Annotated in this window: 14 protein-coding genes; 3 read left to right on the plus strand and 11 right to left on the minus strand. The window is 66.4% G+C overall.

All coding sequences use genetic code 11. From position 1 onward, the window contains the following. Positions 1-42: 42 nt before the first annotated feature. The 10 genes from E1N52_RS28400 to tssJ all read right to left on the minus strand — a co-directional run bounded on the left by E1N52_RS28400 (position 43) and on the right by tssJ (position 13,653). Positions 43-534, minus strand: coding sequence for an Hcp family type VI secretion system effector (locus E1N52_RS28400; protein ID WP_133186160.1), 492 nt, complete (start codon positions 532-534; stop codon positions 43-45). A gap of 85 nt (positions 535-619) precedes the next feature. Further along, positions 620-2,140, minus strand: coding sequence for a type VI secretion system contractile sheath large subunit (gene tssC, locus E1N52_RS28405; protein ID WP_133186162.1), 1,521 nt, complete (start codon positions 2,138-2,140; stop codon positions 620-622). Positions 2,141-2,156: 16 nt separating this feature from the next. After that, positions 2,157-2,732, minus strand: a complete 576-nt coding sequence (gene tssB / locus E1N52_RS28410) for a type VI secretion system contractile sheath small subunit (RefSeq protein ID WP_133186164.1) — start codon at positions 2,730-2,732, stop codon at positions 2,157-2,159. A 121-nt stretch (positions 2,733-2,853) separates the two neighbouring features. After that, entirely contained in the window at positions 2,854-3,939 is a 1,086-nt protein-coding gene (tssA, locus tag E1N52_RS28415; RefSeq protein WP_133186166.1) for a type VI secretion system protein TssA, read from the minus strand. 21 nt (positions 3,940-3,960) lie between these two features. Then, the gene (locus E1N52_RS28420; protein ID WP_133186168.1) at positions 3,961-5,958 is read right to left on the minus strand and encodes a serine/threonine-protein kinase; all 1,998 of its coding nucleotides are present in this window, start codon (positions 5,956-5,958) and stop codon (positions 3,961-3,963) included. 61 nt (positions 5,959-6,019) lie between these two features. Then, positions 6,020-6,712, minus strand: coding sequence for a type VI secretion system-associated protein TagF (gene tagF / locus E1N52_RS28425; protein WP_425468148.1), 693 nt, complete (start codon positions 6,710-6,712; stop codon positions 6,020-6,022). Then, positions 6,694-10,365: a type VI secretion system membrane subunit TssM gene (tssM, locus tag E1N52_RS28430; protein WP_133186170.1), complete on the minus strand. Its 3,672-nt coding sequence runs from the start codon at positions 10,363-10,365 to the stop codon at positions 6,694-6,696. Before tssM ends, tagF begins: the two co-directional genes overlap by 19 nt. Beyond that, a complete protein-coding gene (locus tag E1N52_RS28435; protein WP_133186172.1) occupies positions 10,362-11,717 on the minus strand; it encodes a DotU family type VI secretion system protein in 1,356 nt (451 codons plus the stop codon). The genes tssM and E1N52_RS28435 overlap by 4 nt, the downstream gene beginning before the upstream one ends. Next, on the minus strand, positions 11,714-13,132 hold the full coding sequence (gene tssK, locus E1N52_RS28440; RefSeq protein WP_133186174.1) for a type VI secretion system baseplate subunit TssK: 1,419 nt from the start codon (positions 13,130-13,132) through the stop codon (positions 11,714-11,716). Before tssK ends, E1N52_RS28435 begins: the two co-directional genes overlap by 4 nt. Positions 13,133-13,140: 8 nt before the next feature. Next, positions 13,141-13,653 (minus strand): type VI secretion system lipoprotein TssJ, encoded by a 513-nt coding sequence (tssJ, locus tag E1N52_RS28445; RefSeq protein WP_165979463.1) that lies wholly within the window; start codon positions 13,651-13,653, stop codon positions 13,141-13,143. A gap of 395 nt (positions 13,654-14,048) precedes the next feature. On the opposite strand from tssJ, the gene E1N52_RS28450 reads away from it, so the two are divergent. The 3 genes from E1N52_RS28450 to E1N52_RS28460 are packed head-to-tail and all read left to right on the plus strand — an operon-like array spanning position 14,049 to position 16,637. Beyond that, positions 14,049-14,483, plus strand: coding sequence for a TssQ family T6SS-associated lipoprotein (locus E1N52_RS28450; protein WP_165979464.1), 435 nt, complete (start codon positions 14,049-14,051; stop codon positions 14,481-14,483). Positions 14,484-14,538: 55 nt separating this feature from the next. After that, on the plus strand, positions 14,539-15,876 hold the full coding sequence (gene tagH / locus E1N52_RS28455; protein WP_133186178.1) for a type VI secretion system-associated FHA domain protein TagH: 1,338 nt from the start codon (positions 14,539-14,541) through the stop codon (positions 15,874-15,876). After that, positions 15,873-16,637, plus strand: a complete 765-nt coding sequence (locus E1N52_RS28460; protein WP_133186180.1) for a PP2C family protein-serine/threonine phosphatase — start codon at positions 15,873-15,875, stop codon at positions 16,635-16,637. The genes tagH and E1N52_RS28460 overlap by 4 nt, the downstream gene beginning before the upstream one ends. A gap of 465 nt (positions 16,638-17,102) precedes the next feature. On the opposite strand, the gene E1N52_RS28465 is transcribed toward E1N52_RS28460, so the two are convergent. Further along, positions 17,103-18,698: an APC family permease gene (locus E1N52_RS28465; RefSeq protein WP_133186182.1), complete on the minus strand. Its 1,596-nt coding sequence runs from the start codon at positions 18,696-18,698 to the stop codon at positions 17,103-17,105. Positions 18,699-18,890: the final 192 nt, after the last annotated feature.

The following is an 18,890-nucleotide window of genomic DNA, read 5'->3' on the forward strand; positions in this document are numbered from 1 at the left end:
CGCGAAAGGTCCAGAAGATGGGAGGTACTCGGCATGCGGGTCTCACATTTCGCTGTTCTTCTTGATGTCCCAGCCCATCGTGACCTCGGGCCCCTTGCCGCCGTTCGCGTTCTGCTCCCAGTACTGCTTCTTCACGCGCGCGGCCTGGAAGCTGTATTGCATCAGGAGACGGTCGGTGGCGTCGCTCGCATCGGCGCCCACCACGCGCGCCGCGGTGACGATCACCTCTTCGAGCGTGACCCGCGAAAACTCGATCTGCTCGCCCCCCGTCTTGCACGACGATATCTCCACCTTCGAGAGATGCTTGCCGCTCGCGCAATGCTTGATGATCGCGGGCGTCGCCTTGTCCATGTATGCCCTCACGACCAGGTCATCGAAGTTCGCCTTGCCCGCGTTGCCGCCACCACCCGTCGCCATCGCCGCCGGCTGGGTCGCGCCCCACGAAAACGACTGGATGTCGCTCCAGCCGGTGTGCTGCTTGTCGGCGGATTCGCCGGTCGCGCCGTCCACCTTCATAAACATCGCCACGCCCATTGCGGTTCTCCCGTCTGCCTTCCTGTTTGCCTGTCGAGACGGGCAGCGAATCACGCTGCCCGGTTCTTTTGGTCAGTCATCCTCTTCAACTTCCAGCCGGCACCGCCGGCAGTCGCGACACCAGCCTCAGCGACACCGTGAGGCCTTCGAGCTGATAGTGCGGCCGCAGGAAGAAGCGGGCCGAGTAGTAGCCGGGGTTGTCCTCCACGGCCTCCACTTCCACCCTCGCGTCGGCCAGCGGCTTGAGCGCCTTGGTCTCCTGCGACGAGTTCGCCGGGTCGCCGTCCACGTAGTTCATGATCCAGTCGTTGAGCCACCGCTCCATGTCCGGCCGCTCGCGAAACGAACCCACCTTGTCCCGCACGATGCACTTGAGGTAATGCGCGAAGCGGCTGCACGCGAACAGGTACGGCAACCGGCCGGAGAGCCGGGCGTTGGCCGTCGCATCGGGGTCGTGGTACTCCGCGCTCTGGTAGAGCGACTGCACGCCGATGAAAGCCGCCACGTCGGAGTTCTTGCGGTGAATGAGCGGAATCAGTCCGTTCTTCGCAAGCTCCGCCTCACGCCGGTCGCTGATCGCGATCTCGGTGGGACACTTGAGATCGACGCCGCCGTCGTCGGTCGGGAACGTATGGCATGGCAGATTCTCGACCGCGCCGCCCGACTCCACGCCGCGAATCGCCGAGCACCAGCCGTAGAGCTTGAACGAGCGGTTGATGTTGGCCGCCATCGCATAGGCCGCGTTGGTCCAGGTGTAGTGATCGTGCCGCGCGCCGTCGGTTTCCTCCTCGAACTCGAATTCGTCGACGGGGTCGGTGCGCGCGCCGTATGGCAGCCGCGCGAGAAACCGCGGCATCGCGAGCCCGACATAGCGCGAGTCTTCCGATTCGCGCAGGCTGCGCCAGGCGGCGTACTCCGTGTTCTGGAAGATCTTCGTGAGGTCGCGTGGATTCGAGAGTTCCTGCCACGAGTCCATCTGCATGAGCGCGGACGATACCCCGCCGATGAACGGCGCGTGCGCCGCCGCCGCGATCTTCGAGACGGACTGCAGCATTTCGACATCGGGCGGACTGTGGTCGAAGTAATAGTCGCCCACGAGGCAACCGAACGGCTCACCGCCCAATTGTCCGTACTCCTCTTCATAGATTTTCTTGAAGAGCGGGCTCTGGTCCCACGCGATACCCTTGTGGCGCTTGAGCATGCGCGCCAGCTCCTTCTTGCTTGCGGGCATGACGCGGATCTTGAGCATCTCGTCGCTTTCCGTGTTGTTCACGAGATAGTGCAGCCCGCGCCACGAGGCCTCCAGACGCTGAAACTCGGGGTGATGCAGCATCGCGTTGATCTGCGCGGAAAGCTTCTGGTCGATTGCGGCGATCACTTGCCGTACGCCCTCGTAAGCGTCCGACGACAGCGTCGCGCTGCCGCTGTGCTCGAGCGCCTCGCGCGCGAGCGTCTGCACCGCATGCTGCACCGTCTCGCGCGCAAGTTCGGTCTTGGGGCTGATTTCGCGCTCCAGCAGCACGGCGAACTGGTCGCCGTCGAGCGTGGTTGCGGGCAAGGTGGAGACTGGGCTTTGCAGCGCGTTTTGCGGCTCGGTCCGGCTCATGTTCGTCCTCCTTCTTTTAGTCGTGCCTGGGTTCGTGCGTTGGATCATTGCCGTGTTGCGGCGGGTCGTCCGCATCTTTCGGCCCGGCGAGTGCCCTCGGCCTGGAAAGCTCGGCTAGCAGCGCCGGATCGCCGAGCGCTCGCGCGATCAACGCTTCCGCGCCGCGCTTGCCGTCCATGTACGAGAGCAGGTTCGCGAGCTGGGTGCGCGCTTCGAGCAGGCGCCGCAGGGGCTCGACGTTGCGCGCGAGCGCGGCGGGCGAGAAGTCGTCGATACTGCTGAACGCGATCTCCACGCCGAGCACGCCGTCGCCCGTGAGCGTGTTGGGCACCTCGAACGCGAGCGTCGGCGCAATCGACTTCATGCGGTCGTCGAAGTTGTCGACGTCGATCTCCACGAAGCGGCGCTCGGCCAGCTCGGGCAGCGCGTCACCGCGATTGCCAGCGAGATCGGCCAGCACGCCCATCACGAACGGCAACTGCACTTTCTGCTCGGCGCCATAGAGCTCGACGTCGTATTCGATCTGCACGCGGGGCGCGCGATTGCGTCCGATGAACTTCTGGGCTCCTGCCGATGACTTGTGTCGAGACATGTGAGTCAGCTCCCGCGCAACCCGTGCGCTTCACGGGGTCGATTACCGTATCGATCCCTGCGTTGATCCGTGCGCGGCCCTTGCGCATCCGGGGTCGCGCGCTGTCGTGCATCGCCGCGCATCATTGCGGCGATTCGTTGCGATGACCACTCAGATGGTCGAGCTCTCGCACGCTCTCCGGTGCGATGTCGCGGAAGATCTCGTAGAAGTTCAGCGAGAGCAGGCGTTGCGCGCGGCGCAAAAAGATCGGCGCAGGATGGCTCGGCTCGTGCAGCTCGAAGTAGCGACACATCTTTTCGAGTCCGACGTCGATGTCGGACCGGCTCGATATCTCGGCGTCGCGCCATGCGGCGCCGTTTGCGCCGTTGGCGCCATTGGCGCCATTGGCGGTGCTGGCGGCGGGCGGCGGCGCAGCGCCCCGCTGCTGCGACATGGGTTGCGGTTCCTGGCCGCCTGCTCCCGGCGCGGCTTCCTGCGCCGCCTCCGTTGTCCTGCGGGAAGGCAGCGCCGCGGCCAGGGTGGCGAGCTGCCGCTCGAGCGCGCTCGCATCGAGCGTCCACGCGTCGCCGAGACGCTCGCTCACGCTGCGCCGCAAATGCGCGAGATGCTCCCGAATCGTGAGCCCCGCGTGCAGAGCCGGGCTGGCCGACTCGAACGCGTCGCGCCACTCGCGCACGAGTCGCTCGCGTCCGCCGGCGTAGGTGTTTGCGTGCCCTCCATCGACGCTGTCGCCTTGCTGCAGCACGTCGAGCGCCGCGCTCACGCTCAGTGCGCCGAGCAGCGGCTGCTCGCGTGCGGCGCGCGCACAGCCCTGCGGGCCCGCAAGCTCGGCGAGAACGTTGAAGCGCGGCAGCGGATCGGGCGTGCCGTCCACGGCGAGCATGGGGTGCAGCGGTTCCCAGTACGCGTCGAGCAGCGACGTCGTGAGACGCAGCCCGTCGGCATAGCCTTCCAGACCGCGGCTGTCGATCCACGCATACGTGAGCGGCACGACGACGCGCAGATCCTTCGTGCGCGCGAGCAGCGCGAGCGCGATGCGCTCCACGTCACGCCACGCGGGCGGTTGCGCGGCGATGCGGGTTTCGCCGTACTGCTCGTCCGGCTTGCCGGCCGCGCTGCGCTGAAGCGCGAGAAAGTCGGCGTCGTATTCGAGTTCCGGTCCGCACGGCGCGTCGGCGCTGATCGGTGCGAGCAGGGTGTCGATCATCGTGCGGTCTCCTTGCGGAAATTACTCGAACGTATGGCTGATTTCGAGCGGCGCGCTGCCCGCATCGAGCGTCACCATGCGCACGTACGGTTTCGACGAGCCGTTGCGGATCTCGATGCGATGCGTGCCCGGCGCCAGACTCGCCGTGCGAAACGGTGGACTGACTCCGCGCCGCACGCCGTCGACATAGACCTCGCCCCACGGAACGATCTGGAAGTGCACGCGCACGGGCGGCAGCGGCGCGGGCGTACGCACCGAAGAACGTGGCGCCTGCGCGACGACAGGCGCGGATGCGTCGGACACCGCAGGCGAGGCTTGCGCTTCAGCGGGCGGCTGGGCCGCTGCGTTCGTTTGGGCTGGCTGCACAGCAGCGGGGGCGACGCCCGCGTCGGTCGCATTGACGGGCTTGTCCTTGCCGGCGTGCACTTCCACCACCGTCGTGTCGGTGGTCATCGCAGGCGCAGCGGGCCTCAACCCCGACGCGCCTGGCTGCTGCTGCGGCTGCGCGGTCGACTGACCCGGCGCGTTGGCGCCGGGAAGCGCCTGCGCGAGTGCAGGCGCGTGGCTCACCGGCGCGGGCGGCGCACTGCGGCTCGCGGCCGCCTGCCGGGGGACGGGCCGTGCATGAATCGCGAACCGCAGAACGGGAACACCCACTACGAGGATGAGCAGCAGGACCAGCGCAGGGATGCGCAACATGCGCCAACTGAACTTCCAATGTGAAGCTTCGGATACCGTACTTTCGTGGCGTTCCACAGTCTCCCTGGAGACTTCTGCGGCCAGTTGTGGAGCAACCTGCTCGTGAGCGGCCTCTCGCGGTGACGCGTTTTGCGCTTGCGGCGCCGCGCCGTCATGCGACGGGGCCTCGACGGACGGCGGTGTTTCCGCTCCCTCACCTTCGTTCGTGACAGTGGCATCGACAGGCGCAGGCGCCGCCTCTACGGCGGGTGTTGCTCCTTGCCGCGCGGGTGCTTCGTGCGTGGCGTCGTCTTGCGCGCTCGCCCCCGCGACGTCAGCGGCAATGCCTGCCGCGCGGGCGGGCGCGTCGTAGCCCGCGGGCACGAACACGCTTGGCGAAACCTCGTGCAAGTCGAGCGCCTGGGCAAATGCGCCGACCGAATCGGGCCGGTCCTCGATGCGCAGCGCAAGCGCGTGATCGATTGCGGCGCGCAGGCGCTCGCCGTAGTGCTCCCCGTCATGGCCAGCGGCTTCACGGCCCGCCAGCGGCCGGTACTGATCCTGAATGCTGCGCACCACCGCTGCCGGCGGCAGTTCGCCGGTCATCAGCGCATACGCGAGGGCACCCAGCGCATAGATGTCGGTCCAGGGTCCTTGCCTGAACGCGGGATCGTCGGTGTATTGCTCGATCGGCGCGTAGCCGGGCTTGAGCATCATGGCGGTCTCGTCGACCATGTCGCCGATCAGCTTGCGCGCCGCGCCGAAGTCCAGCAGCACCGGGTTGCCGTTGGGCAGCATGAGGATGTTGTCGAGCGAGATGTCGCGGTGAAAGCACTGCGCGCGATGCAGCACGTCCAGCGCGCCCAGCACCGAAGCGAGCATGCGCCGCAGCGCCGCTTCGCTCATCTGCTTGCCGCGCTTCTGGAGCTGCTCGAGCGTCTGGCCCTCGTAGAACGGCATCACCATATAGGCGGTGCCGTGGCTCTCCCAGAAGTGCAGCACCTTCACGAGCCCCGGATGGTCGAACTGCGCGAGCAGCCGCGCCTCGTTCAGGAACGCGGCGCGGCCCGCGTCGAATGCCTGCGAAAAACGCGCCGCGCGCAGCGCGACCGTGAAGTCGCCGGCGCGCGAGGCAAGCATCGCGGGCATGTATTCCTTGATCGCGACCGCACGCTGCAGCGTGCGGTCGAACGCCCGATAGACGATGCCGAAGCCGCCCTTTCCCAGCACCGAGTCGAGCTCGAACCCGGCGAGGCGGTGGCCGTTCGGCAACGGCCGCACGCCATCGGTGCCAGGCGGCGCGGCGTGCGCCGCCGCTTCGGCGTAGTGCGATTCGGTCATGTCCCTCCTCCGTGCGCGGCGCGCGCGCCGCCGCGCCGCACGTTCTTCGGGGCGGCGTTTGTCATCGCTCGCCACTGCCCGGCTCGCCGAAGAGCCGCTGGAACAGCGCGGTGTCGAGCCCGCCCGTGTGGACGTCGGTGCGCGGCGCGCCGTCTCCGGCATCGGTCCACCAGAAGCTCGTCATGCCGTTCGGGTCGAAGTACTCCCACAGGTTCGGCCAGCCTCCATCCGCCGCCGTGGCCTCGTGAGCGCCGTCGCGCGCGCCTTCTCCCGGGCCGCGCGACGCGCCGTCGCGTAGTCCCTCGGCCAGCGCGAGATCGAACTCCTCCGGCCCATGCGCGCGGCGGATCGCGTCCTGAACGATGGCGTCCATCGCCCGGATGCGCGCGTCGACGCAAGCGAGCGCCGGCTCGCCGGGGCTCCCGTAGCCCGCGTGAGCGGACGGTGCGATGGCCTGCGAGACGACGAGCGGATAGCGCCGTCCGACGCGATCGTGGCTCGGCGCGACGCAACCGAGCTGCACCCAGCCGTCGCCGCTGCCGGCGGGAATCGCGAAGCGCCAGACCGGCGCGCGTACGTCGAGGCCCGCGCGAGCCGAGGCCATGCCCTGCGCGAGCCAGCGCTCCCAGGTGCGCGCGAGCTGGCCCGGCATGCGGCGGCCAACGAAGTCGCCCGCCCCCGGCAACTTGCCGTACCAGGCTGGCAACGCGAATTCAGTGCCGATGCAGGGACCGTTCATGATTTCCCAGGACACGAGAACGACTCCAGTTGGGTAAGACGCAAGGGATTGCGCACGCTGTCCGCCGTCACCTGCATGGCGAGCGCGTGATGATCCACGTTGAAGCCAACCACCATTTGTTCGGATGCCTGAGCACGCGCCGGTGCGCCGCGATCAAACAGGCGCATCAGCGCCCACGGCCCCTGGATCGTGAAGCCATCGGTCGCGCCCGACTGCTCGGTGATCTGCAGGCTCACCTGGTTCATGCCGCGCGGCCCCGGCCACTGCACCGTCACGGGGGCCTGTGGCCCATGCGCGTAGCGCACCTGCTGGCCGTCCACGTCGAGCGTCCACTCGGAAATTTCCGGGTCCATGTCGAGCGGCTTGATCTCCACCTTGATGGTCGGCTCGCGCGCACCGCCAGGAAAGAACGCATCGCGTATCACCGCAGCCTTCTCGAACGAAGCGAGCAGCGCGCTGTCACCGGACGCGCCGGATCCGCCGATGAAACGCCACGGCTGGACGCTCGCGTCCACACGGCTTTGCAGGTTCTTCTGGAAGAAGTCGTCCATCAGGCCGCCCGGCGCGAACACGCGCGCGAAGTCGCCTGGCGCCACGTCGCGTGTCGAAGCGTGCGCGAACGGATAGCGCCCCGCGATCGCCTGGCGACAGAAGTCGCCGATATTGACCGACGCGTTTTGCGCGAGATTCTGGTCGACGTTGCGCGTCACGTTGCTCTGCGCGGCGTTCGCGAGGTCGCCCAGCATCTGCCGGAACGGCGCGGGCATGCGGCCCGCCTGGGCGCGGATCTGGTCGGCGCTGTCCGACTGCGGCGGGGTCCCGCCGCCGCGCAGTGCGGCGTCGGCTGCCGTGAGCCACGTATAGAGTCCGTCGATCGATTTGAGGACGGCCGCCAGCGCCGCGCTCGTGCCGCTTGCGCCATTCGCGCCGCCGGCGCCGCCCGCCTCGAGGCTGCTGAACTCGCGCAGGTCCGCGAAGTGGGCGTCGACCACCGCTTCGGGGCGGCCTGGTTCGCCCGCTGCATCGCCGCCGCCCTGCGGCTGCCCCAGGATCTGCGCCAGCGATTCGCGCGCCTGATTCACCTTGTCCTGCGCGTTCGCGGCGAGTCCGCTCGCGCCGCCCGGCGTGTTCACGCTCTGCGAGAGCGTCGTTTGCCGCGCGGCCGCATCGGCGAGCCGCGCGAGCGGCGAGTCCTGGGACGAGAGAACGCGGGCGATCTGAGTTGTCTGCGCGAGCGTCGACGTGCTCTGCAAGCGCAGGTCGCCGAGATAGTCGTCCCAGCGGCGGATGTAGTCGTCCAGATAGAGCGAGCGCACGTCCTTCGCGCGCGCGCTCACCTCCGCTGGTGTCGCGGCTTCCGGCACGCCCAGCCCGAGCACCCAGACTTCGTCGCGGCCGAACGCATCGACCGCCGCGGCGAGCCGCCGGTCGAAGACCTTCCAGTAGCCGTCGTAGGTGAACAGACCCGGCACGGCGTCGCTCAGGCTCGCGCCGCTCGCGCGCCGGAACACCAGTGCGCCCGAGGGGCCCGCCATCTGCGCCGCGCTCACGTCCCAGGCCGCCGCGGCGGGCCGCAGCGTACGCGCAAGCTGCGCATAGAGGCGCTGCGCGAAGGTCAGGCGGGTGAGTTTCTCGCGCGCGCCGGCCACCATCTGCTCGTTCTGCGCAAATGGCGACACCACCACGCGGCCCGCGAAGAGCGCCGCCACGTGCGCGCGCAGATCGTTGCGCTGCGCGGACGTCAGATTCGCGCCCGGAGCCGCGGCAATCTCGAGATCCAGGACCGCCTGCACGAAATCCGGATCGTAATGGGCGGTGTCGTGCAGCATCAGATACGCCTTGAGGGCCGCGTAGAGATAGGCGGGGTCGTCGGGCGGCGCGTCGCGCACCGCCGTTTCGAGGCGCCGCGCAGCGAGCGGCAGCAGCAGTTCGTCGAGCGCGCGGTGATAGACGTTCTCAGCGGCGGACTGCACCTTGTCGCCCTGGAAGAGGCCCCAGCGGTACGCGAGCGACGGGTTGGCCGGATCGACGCCATCCACGTGCGCGATGTTGCGAATCGCGTCGAGCATGGGCAGCACGCGCGCAATGTTGTCGGCGTCGGTGATGGTCACGCCCTGGAGCGCGTGATCGATCTGCGGCACATTCGCCTCGATCGCCGCGAGGTACGCGCGGTTGCGGGCGTAACTGCCCACCCACGCCGCCAGCGCGCCCGCCAGCAGGAGGGCGAGGAGCGCGTAGCCCACGAGCGCCAGCATGCGCTGGCGCTGGTACCAGCGCAGATCGGTGCCGGCGAGCCGCGCCTCCTTGAAGATGAGCTCCTGCAGCAGGTCCTTGAGGAAAAAGCTGCGCCCGCTCGCCGCCGCATGAGGCGCAGGCGGCACGCCGTCGATCTTCAGGAAGCGCTTGATGCCGCCCATCACGCGGTCGAAGACCGTGCCTTCCTGCGTGCCGCTCGTGAAATAAACGCCACGCAGGAGCGGCATCGAATCGAATTGCGAGCTCGAGAACACCTGCTCGACGAACTGTCCGAGCACCTCCTGCAGGCCGCTGAACTGCTGCGGCAGCGAGTAGATGAGCTCGCGCCTGCGCGCGTCGGGTTCGGCGCTGAAGAGTTCCGGCAGCGCGTCGTTCAGGCGCCGGTGCAGCAGCCGGTATTCGCGATCGAACACGCTACGCAGGCTGAAGTCGCGCGCCTCGGTCTCGGCGAGCGCGATCGTGAAGCCCCACACCTGCGCGCGCTCGGTACGATTGAAGCGCGCAAAGTACTCGTTGAAGCCGGACAGCAGGTCCGCCTTCGTCACGAGCACATAGACCGGCAACTGGATACCGAGCTCCGTGCGCAACTCCTGCAAGCGCTTGCGCAGCGCCATGGCGTGCGCGGTGCGCTCGACCTCCGTCGCGCCCAGCAGATCCGATACGCTGATCGTGAGCAGCGCCCCGTTCAGCGGCTGGCGCACACGATACTTCTTGAGCAGCGAGAGGAAGCCCGACCATTCGTCCTGATCGAGCGCCCGATTGCTTTCGTGCGTCGCATAGCGGCCGGCCGTGTCGATCAGGACCGCTTCGTTGGTGAACCACCAGTCGCAGTGGCGCGTGCCGCCCACGCCGCGGATCGCGGCCTTGCCGAACTGCTCCGCGAGCGGAAACGTCAGCCCCGAGTTGACGAGCGCCGTGGTTTTGCCCGAGCCGGGCGCGCCGATGAAGACGTACCACGGCAGTTGGTAAAGATACTGTCGCGTGAACCGTTCGAACCAGCGCCGGGTGCGTCCCCGCAGGCCCTGAGCGACCTGTGTGCCCTGACCGCCCTGCGCGGCGCCGAGCCGTGCGTTGCGCAACAGGCGCGCGGCCTCGTCGAAGCGGCTGCGCAGCTCCTGGGCGTGCGGTGCTTCCTCCGCATGCGTAGGGCGTTCTTCAACGGGCTCGCGCAACTGGCTCAGCAACTGCGCGTTAAGCTGTGCGGCGCGCCAGTGCCGATACCCCGCGCGGCCGGTCCACACCGCGAACAGCAGCACGATGACGAGCACGCGCGCCACGGCGCTGTCGAGCGGCCGGTACGCACCCACCGCGATCAACGGTCCGACGAGCCAGATGAGCGCCGCGAACGCGACCAGCCCGATCACGGCCCAGACGCGCGCGCCCAGACGCGCGATTTTCGCGACGCGGCTCACGGAGCGTCTCCCGAGCCCGGCGTCGCGAGCTTCGGCGGCGCGGCGCGCAAGGTGATCTCGACGCGCCGGTTGCGCGCACGGTTCGCCGCGGTGTCGTTCGGCGCGACGGGATCTGTGGCGCCGCGTCCTTCGGCGCGCACGCGGGTGCTGTCGCCAAGACGCGCGGCAAGGATGCTCGCGACGGCCTGCGCGCGTTCGACCGAGAGATCCCAGTTCGACGGAAAGCGCGCGCTATGCACAGGCACGTTGTCCGTGTACCCGGCCACGACCACTGCGCCAGGCACCTGCGCGAGCGCCGCCGCGACGCGGGCGAGCGTCGGCTGATAACGGTCGATCACGCTGGCGGATCCGGACTCGAAGAGCCCGTCGCCGCGCAGCACGATCACGCTGCGGTCGGCGAGATCGCGCACTTCCACGAGACCTTCGGCGATCTCCGGAGCGAGAAAGCCCGCAAGGCGCGGCGGCGGCACGGGGCGCACCGACTGCGGCTCGGCCGCCTGCAGGCGCACGCCCGGCACCTGGAGACGGCCAATCATCGCGAACGCCTTGTCGGAGCGGCCGGCCAGCGCGAGATCGAGCCCGACATAGACGCCGAAGCCCAGCAGAACGGTCAACGCGGCGCAGGCCCAGAGCGGCACGGCAAAGCGCTGCGAGTCCTCGCGCGCGATCTCGTCGCGCCAGTGCGTGGACAGCGCCGCATCGTAGTCGCCGCGTACGCTGCGGATCGTGCGCGCAAGCGTGTGACGCAGATCGTCGAGCTGGGCCCGGCCGTTGTCGAGCACGCGATAGCGTCCCTCGAAGCCGAGCACGAGACAGTAGTAAAGCAGTTCGAGCAGATTCAGCTGCTCGCGCGGCTGCTGCATCAAACGATTGAGGAGTTCGAAGAATTTTTCTCCGCCCCACGTCTCGTTGTGAAAGGCGACGAGCAGGCTGTTCGCCGACCAGTCGCCCGATCCGCCCCATGGCGTGAGCGCCGCGGCTTCGTCGAGGGCCGTGCACAGGCAATAACGCGCCGCGCCGATCTGCTCGGGCGAGGCGAGCGCGTCGCGCGCGCGCTGCTCGAACTGACGGATCTCATTGGCGAGATGCTCGCGCAGCCACGCCGGATTCGGGTGGTGCACGGTGTAGCGGATCTGCGGGATCAGGTTCAGCAGCGCGTTGGCCGCCGCGACGAGCGGATTGCCGCCGTCCCCGGAAGCCGCCGGACCCGGGAACCCGTGCGCCTGCTCGTGAAGCGCGTCCGCCTGCCATGCCTCGTCGCCAGGCGCCGGGCCGAATCCGGAACGCGAGGCCGTGAAGGCGCCGTGTCCGGAAGCGCGTTCGGCGGAGACGGGATCGTTGAGCGGATTCATCGGATGTCTCGCTCACGCGCGTCGCCTGCGCGCATGCCGCCTGCGCGCATCTCGCGGATCGCCCAGAACTCCATCGCAAGGCCCGGGAAGTCACCCGCAAGATGAAGCGCGAGGCCTCCTGAGCGTTCGAGCTGGCGCCAGAGGTCGCCGCCCTTGTCGACCTCGAAGTAGCTGTGGCCCGCGTGGTAGGGAATCTGATGCGGCGCGACCGGCAGCGGCCGCACGGCGATGCCCGGCAACTGCAGTTGCACCAGATCGCGAATGCGCTCCACCGGGCCCAGCTTGATCTGGGACGGAAAGCGCGCACGCACGCTCTCGGCGGGAATATCGGCGCGCACGGCCAGCACGAAGCCCGCATCGCGCAGTAGCGACGTGTCGGCGATCACGGCGACCCGCACGCCGTTGCCCGCTTCTTCGAGCGCGATCTGCAGCGCGTGCTGGTCGAGTACCGTCGCAAGCGAGCGGCGCAGCTCCGCGAAAAGCGCGCCGAAGGTCGCGCGCAGGTCGTCGTGCTGATACACGGGCAGCACCTCGGGCCGCCGTGAAGCCGCCGTGAAGGTGGCGAAGTCGGCGGCCAGCTTGAGCCAGTCGCGAAACAGCAGCTCCGGATGAATGCCCGGCGACTGCGCCGTGTGCGACGCGATCGCGAGGTAACGGTTAACGAGTTGCAACAGCAGGAAGTCGGCGACTTCCGACACGCCGCCGCGCCCCGCCTGCGCGAGACGCCCCGCCAGCAGCTCGCTGCGTTGCGAAAGCAGCCGGTCGAGCTCCTGCACATAGCCCGCGAGCTGCGGGTGGGCATGTGCATCGAGCAGCGGCGGAATATACGTTTCCTCGATCACCAGCTGACGGTCGACGCGCCGCTCCACCACGCGCAGCACACCCATTGCGTACCAGTCGTCATCCACCTCGGCGGCGAGCGCGAGCTTCAGATTCAGTCGTCCTAACTGAACCAGCGCGGGCTCCAGCCGGACCTCGTTGACATCGGCGATCTCGGCTTCGTGTGCCACATAGCGCGCCAGCGCGCGATCGCCGCCGCCGAACGTCACCTGTGCGCTGCTGCTGCGCGACGCCGGCAGCGCGAGCACCACCGTGGCGTCGCGTACATCGGCGCTCACCTCGAGTGCTTCGGGCGCCTCGTCGAGATGCGAGAAGTCGAACGGCGTGCCGTCCGGCAGGATGCCGCTTGCCGCGCGCAGCATCACCTTGCCACGCGCCAGCGCCTCCTCGTCGATCTGCAGCGATGCGAAGCCCCACAGAAAGCGCTGCAGCGGCGCGCAGCGCAAGTGCACATAGCGCTCGAAATAGCGCTCGAGCTGCTGGAAATGTTGCGGCCGCAAGAACATGCCTTCGGACCACACCACGCGCTCGCGCAGTCCGGCACTGCCCGTGGCAGGCGCGACAGGAGGATTCATGCGGTCGTTCATCGTGCGTCACCGCTGGCCGGCGTCGCGACGAGTCCGTCGCCCTGCACCACGATCACGAAATGCGCTTCGGAAGGCTTGCCCTGCCAGAACTTGAACAGATTGGTGCTGGCGGGCTGCGGCAGCGCCACGGTAATTTTCCAGCGGCGTTTTTCGAGCGTGCGATAGCCCGCCACGATGCCCAGACTGCGCACCGATTCGCCGCCGGTGTAGTGGAGCGTGCGCGACTCGCCGGGCCTCAGGACGATCCGGTCCGTGCCCGCCAGCTCCGGGCCCAGCGCATCTTCGGGCTTGTTCTGCAGAGAGAAATAATCCGCCTTCCTGAAATTATTATCGGATTTGAGCTGAAATGTTTGCAACGCAACAGGAGCTGGCCGGTTTTGCGTGTCACGATTAACGTCAGCCGCCACCTGAAATGTGACGGCATAAGGGACCGGCAGATCTTTCTCTGTCGATGCGCATCCGCATAATAATATAAGGGCAAAATAAACCCCCTCGCGTGGATTATGCACGCGCTTAAATGGCACTCCGTACATACCGTCCAAACCCTCTGAATCAGCGCGAATTCACATTCCAAATGCAAAGGCAAAAACGTCCCACGTCCCTGCATTCACGCCTGAATTCAGGGGTTGTAAGTCTCTGCTCCCGGAACGCTTGCCCGAAATTTTCTACGGCTACAAACGGACTTTGGGCAATGCCTTTTGAATATCCGCGGAATTAAATTAATCTATCGCCGGTCGAATCTCACGAGTAATAATTCATATGATGAAAATTCAGGTGACTAGACTATAGTTCGTACGATTCGTGATCGCAACGCTCTCCGAATGCCACCTCTATAAAAAATTTCACGGGCCGTAGAACTTACTTCCACGGCTCACATGAAGAAGTAAATACCGGATCGCCGAAAATGACCTGGCCGATTACGTGGAACTTGTTACGCGCGAGTCGTACGCGGGCTGCCCTCGCTGGCGCATTTTTACTGGCCGTCGCCGCAACGCTTCTTGCCGCGAGCGGATGTACGAGCCTGTCCCCCGCGCAACGCGCCGCCGCGAATGCCGTTGCTGCCGCACAGGACTCGTACGCTGCGGGCGACTACCCGCGCACCATCCAGCTGCTGCGCAACAGCAACGCCACTGTCGACGGCGACCGCTCCACGCAGATCGACGCGCACAAGCTGATGGCGTTCAGCTACTGCGTGACGAACCGCGTTGCGCAATGCCGCTCGGAGTTCGAGGCGATCTTGCGGATCGATCCGCATTTCGAGTTGTCCGCCGCAGAGAAGGGACACCCGATCTGGGGCCCCGCGTTCGACGCCGCGCGCCGCAAGGTTGCACCGTCCTGATGGACTGTTCCGCTGCGCGCCTTTTTATCCGTCTTACTGTGATTCAGTCTGCATCATGCAATTGACCGTCATCGAGTACGCAGGAGAACCGGTCCACGCCGAAACGAGCGTGGAGTTTCGTCCGCCGGGCGGCACGATCGGCCGCAACGCCGACAACCAGTTGGTGCTGCCCGACGAAACGCGTCAAGTTTCGCGGCTGCAGGCGCTGCTGCAGATCGACGGCGATCACTGCGTGCTGAAGAATCTGAGCAGCGTCTCGGTGGTGGAGATCAACGACACGCCGCTCGAGTACACCGAGGAGCATGCGCTCGAATCCGGCGACGCGATCCGCATCGGCCCGTATGTGTTGCGTGCGCAGGCGGGCGTTGGCGGCGACGCTGGCGCTACGACCGCAAGCGCGGCCGCTACGCCTGTCGTGCAAAAAGTCGCGAGGCAAGGCATGGACACCGCCGCGCTCAACGACACGCCGCCGATCCCCACCGATCCCCTCGCGCTTTTCGCACGTTCGGGCGGTGCCGACTCGTCATTGGCGCAACCCGTGACGACGCAGGCGGCGCAATTCGCGTTGCGCAGCGCCATCGAGCGTGCGGCCGATACGCCTTTGCACACGAGCGCGTTCGCAAAGCCGGACGCTGGGCGTGAGCGCGATGCACTCTCGCGCACGCCGCGACCGGCACCTCAAAAACCGGCTGCCGCAAACGACAAAAGCGACGCAAAAAGCGCGTACGTGCCGCCATCATCCAGCACCGCTTCGGCGGATGCGGACACTGCCACAGCGCCCGACTCGGCCGACGCCCTGCTTTCCGCCTTCCTGCGCGGCGCGGGTCTCGACAAGGCCACCTGCGACTGGTCAACCGAACAATTGCACACCGCGGGGCAACTGCTCGCGCTGTTCGCCAATGGCACAGTCGCACTGCTCTCCTCGCGCAGCATCCTCAAACGCGAAGTGAAAGCCGACATGACCGTGCTGCTCGACCGCGAGAACAATCCGCTGAAGCTGCTGCCCGACGGCAGCGCGGCGCTGCGGCAGATGTTCGGCCTGCCGTTTCCAGGCTTCATGACGCCGCCCGGCGCCGTGGAAGACGCGTTCCACGACCTGCAGGCGCACCAGATCGCCATGGTCGCGGGCATGCGCGCCGCCCTGAACGACCTGCTGCAGCGCTTCTCGCCCTCACGTCTCGCCGAACGAAGCGAACCGACCCGCTACGAACAGCTCGTGCCGATGCTGCGCAAGGTGCGCTTGTGGAATCGCTATGAACGCATGCACCACGAGACGATGCTCGCCGTGGAGGATGACTTCAGCGCCGTATTTGGCAGGGCCTTCCTGCGCGCGTACGACGACGAGGTGAGGAACTATCACGCGCGACGCCGCCCGGCGCGTGCCGACGCATGAATCTCTCGTGTGCCCAGTTCTCGCGCGTGGGTCAGCGGGACACCAACCAGGATGCGCTTGGCTACACGATCACGGATGAATACGCCTGCTTTGTCGTGAGCGACGGCGTCTCTGGCGATCCTGGCAGCGAGATCGCCTCGCGTTGCGCGGTCGAGCGCATCCTCCACCGCGCGAAGTGCACCGGCCTCACGCTCGCGCAGACGTTGCTCGAGTGCATCGAGGAAGCACACGCTGCGATTCTCGCGATGCAGCAGCGCGAGCGCGGGCGCATGAGTGCGACCGTCGTCGCACTCATCATCGACCGGCGGCACAACGTTGCGCAATGGGCTCATCTCGGCGACAGCCGGCTCTACCGGTTCGCACGCGGCGCGCTGATCGAACAGACGCGCGATCATAGCGTGCGGCAGCAACTGCTGGACGCGGGCCTGCCAGGCGACGGCGTCAATCCCGCCTGGCTGCATATGGCGCTCGGCATGCGCGGCCAGATCGCGCCCGCAATCAGCCCGCCGCGCGTGCTGGAAGATGGCGATGTGTTCCTGTTGTGCACGGATGGGCTCTGGCAATCCGTCGCGGAAGATGCACTCGAAGATCGCCTGCGCGTCGTTCATACCGTCGATGACTGGGCCGTGCTGATCGAGCACGAGGCGATGCGTCGTTCGGGCAACGCATCGCACGCCGACAACTACTCCGCGCTGGCGGTCTGGGCCGGGAGTCCACAGAACGTTACGCTGGCGCGCGTGAAGGCGCGCCAGGTGCGTTGAGACATGGTTCAGGCTATCGCCGTCCGATGGATGCAAAATTGACAAAACGCATCTATCTATTCCAGACGAATATCGATACTTCTTTGGCGTCTACTTCTTGCACAACGCAACGGGACGTCAGTCCCTCCCGCACCGGCGAGCACAGAAACGATGCCGACGAGTCGGATAGCGATGAGATGGCACGAACGTCGACGTACCGGCCTGATACGGGCGTCAGGGTCGTTGCCGAGGGTTGCGATTCCTCGTTTTTCTGATCGCGCTGATCGTCGCGAAGAACATACGGAAGCCGACGCGGCCAGGCGAAACGCGACATTGCCATAGTCATGCTGCCACCGAATAACTACCGCCGAGACAAAGGCTACTATCCGGCCCAGGCGCAAGGCCTGGGTGCGTTGACAGAAAACGACCAGCAAATCTGCCTGCTGAGGTCGCCTTTGTACGGCGCGTGCAACAGGCGGTCGACGTTCAATGGACTGCGATGCCTTCGAGGACTTCGTCGTGCTCCTGGCGTTCCGCGAGGTACGGCGAGCGGTAGCCCGAATTCACGCCCCAGTAATAGAATACGAGCGAGACCAGCGCGACGACCAGCATGTCCCAGCCGTACGGAAGCAGACCGGCGCCGCCGAACTGCTTGCTGCCGACGAGCGAGAGGAGCGCCATGATCGGCAGGTATGCACACAGCCACCATGCGGCCTTCAGATCCTGCCCCCAGCCTTCAAAGCCCTGCTTGCTCTGGAAGTAGAAGTACACCGGCAGCGCGACGACCATCAGCAGAATGATTTCGCCGGTCAGCGGCCACTTCGCCCAGTACAGGATCATCGATGCGCAGACGAAKGCGAACGGCGCGATCACTTTCATGAACGGCACGGARAGCGGGCGCTCGATGTCCGTGGCGGCGCGCTTGAGCGCCATCAGGCTGATCGGACCCGTGAGGTACGAAATCACCGTCGCCACCGAGATCACCGCCGCGAGCGAACTCCAGCCGCGGAAGAAGAACATGAAGATGAACGAGACGAGCAGGTTGAACCACATCGCGTTRCGCGGCACGCCGTAGAACGGGTGCACGTTGCCGAACATCTTCGGCATCGTGTTGTTGCGCTCCATCGCGTAGATCATGCGCGAGGTCGTCGCCATGTAGGTCGTACCGGTGCCGCTCGGGCTCACGAATGCGTCGACGTAGAGCAGGATCGCGAGCCAGTTCAGGTTCAGCGCGATCGCGAGTTCCGCGAACGGCGACTTGAAGTTGAACGTGTTCCAGCCCTTCGCGACGTCGGCCGGATTGACCGCACCGATATAGGCGATCTGCAGCAGCACGTAGATGACGAGTGCACAGAGGATCGAGCCGATCACTGCGAACGGCACGCTCTTGGCCGGATTGCGCGCTTCACCCGCGAGGTTGATCGGGCTCTGGAAGCCATTAAACGCGAACACGATGCCGCTCGTGGCCACCGCCGTGAACACCGCCGACCAGCCATACGGTGCGAATGTGGTCGTTTCGCCGAAATTCTCGTGGTGGAAGCTTCCAGCCATCAGGCCAATGATCGTCAGACCCGGGATGATGAACTTGAAGATCGTGATCGCGCTGTTGGCGCGCGCGAACAGCTTCACACCCCAATAGTTGAGCATGAAGTAGATGATCACGAGAATCGCGGAGAGCCCGAGCCCTGAATGCGTCAATGACCCGTCGACGAAGAGCGCATGCGCCCACTCATAGGGCCAGGTGCTCATGTACTGGATCGAGGCTTCGGCTTCGATCGGGATCACCGAGACAATGGCGATCCAGTTTGCCCACGCGCTGATGAAGCCTACCAGTGCGCCATGCGAGTAGCGGGCGTAGCGGACCATACCGCCCGACTCCGGGAACATCGCACCGAGTTCGGCGTAGGTGAGCGCAATGGCCAGAATGACCACGGCGCCGATGACCCAGGCGCAAACCGCCGCCGGACCTGCAATTTTCGCCGCCTTCCACGCGCCGAACAGCCAGCCCGAACCGATGATCGAGCCGAGGCCGGTGAACATCAGCGCGAACGGGCCGATGTTCCGTTGAATAGAACTTTTCACGTCTTCTCCTGTTTCAAGAGCAGATCGACACCGCGTTTATCCCGTCTGTTGTGCGGGCGGGTTTGCTGCGGTTGTCGTACCTCCACACAAAAGATTGCGCCTGTAGGCGCAACTCCTGCGCGGCGCGTAGTTTAACCGGTTGCACCACGGAAGGGCGTCAAAAACGACCTCCTAATACGAAAAAGTCATTTG

The sequence above is a fragment of the Paraburkholderia guartelaensis genome (assembly GCF_004353905.1).
In the GTDB taxonomy this organism is placed as follows: domain Bacteria; phylum Pseudomonadota; class Gammaproteobacteria; order Burkholderiales; family Burkholderiaceae; genus Paraburkholderia; species Paraburkholderia guartelaensis.

Coding starts and splice junctions, on each gene's coding strand:
- E1N52_RS28400 (WP_133186160.1), bottom strand. CDS start 534: ATGGGCGTGGCGATGTTTATGAAGGTGGACGGCGCGACCGGCGAATCC.
- tssC (WP_133186162.1), bottom strand. CDS start 2,140: ATGAGCCGGACCGAGCCGCAAAACGCGCTGCAAAGCCCAGTCTCCACC.
- tssB (WP_133186164.1), bottom strand. CDS start 2,732: ATGTCTCGACACAAGTCATCGGCAGGAGCCCAGAAGTTCATCGGACGC.
- tssA (WP_133186166.1), bottom strand. CDS start 3,939: ATGATCGACACCCTGCTCGCACCGATCAGCGCCGACGCGCCGTGCGGA.
- E1N52_RS28420 (WP_133186168.1), bottom strand. CDS start 5,958: ATGACCGAATCGCACTACGCCGAAGCGGCGGCGCACGCCGCGCCGCCT.
- E1N52_RS28435 (WP_133186172.1), bottom strand. CDS start 11,717: ATGAATCCGCTCAACGATCCCGTCTCCGCCGAACGCGCTTCCGGACAC.
- tssK (WP_133186174.1), bottom strand. CDS start 13,132: ATGAATCCTCCTGTCGCGCCTGCCACGGGCAGTGCCGGACTGCGCGAG.
- E1N52_RS28450 (WP_165979464.1), top strand. CDS start 14,049: ATGACCTGGCCGATTACGTGGAACTTGTTACGCGCGAGTCGTACGCGG.
- tagH (WP_133186178.1), top strand. CDS start 14,539: ATGCAATTGACCGTCATCGAGTACGCAGGAGAACCGGTCCACGCCGAA.
- E1N52_RS28460 (WP_133186180.1), top strand. CDS start 15,873: ATGAATCTCTCGTGTGCCCAGTTCTCGCGCGTGGGTCAGCGGGACACC.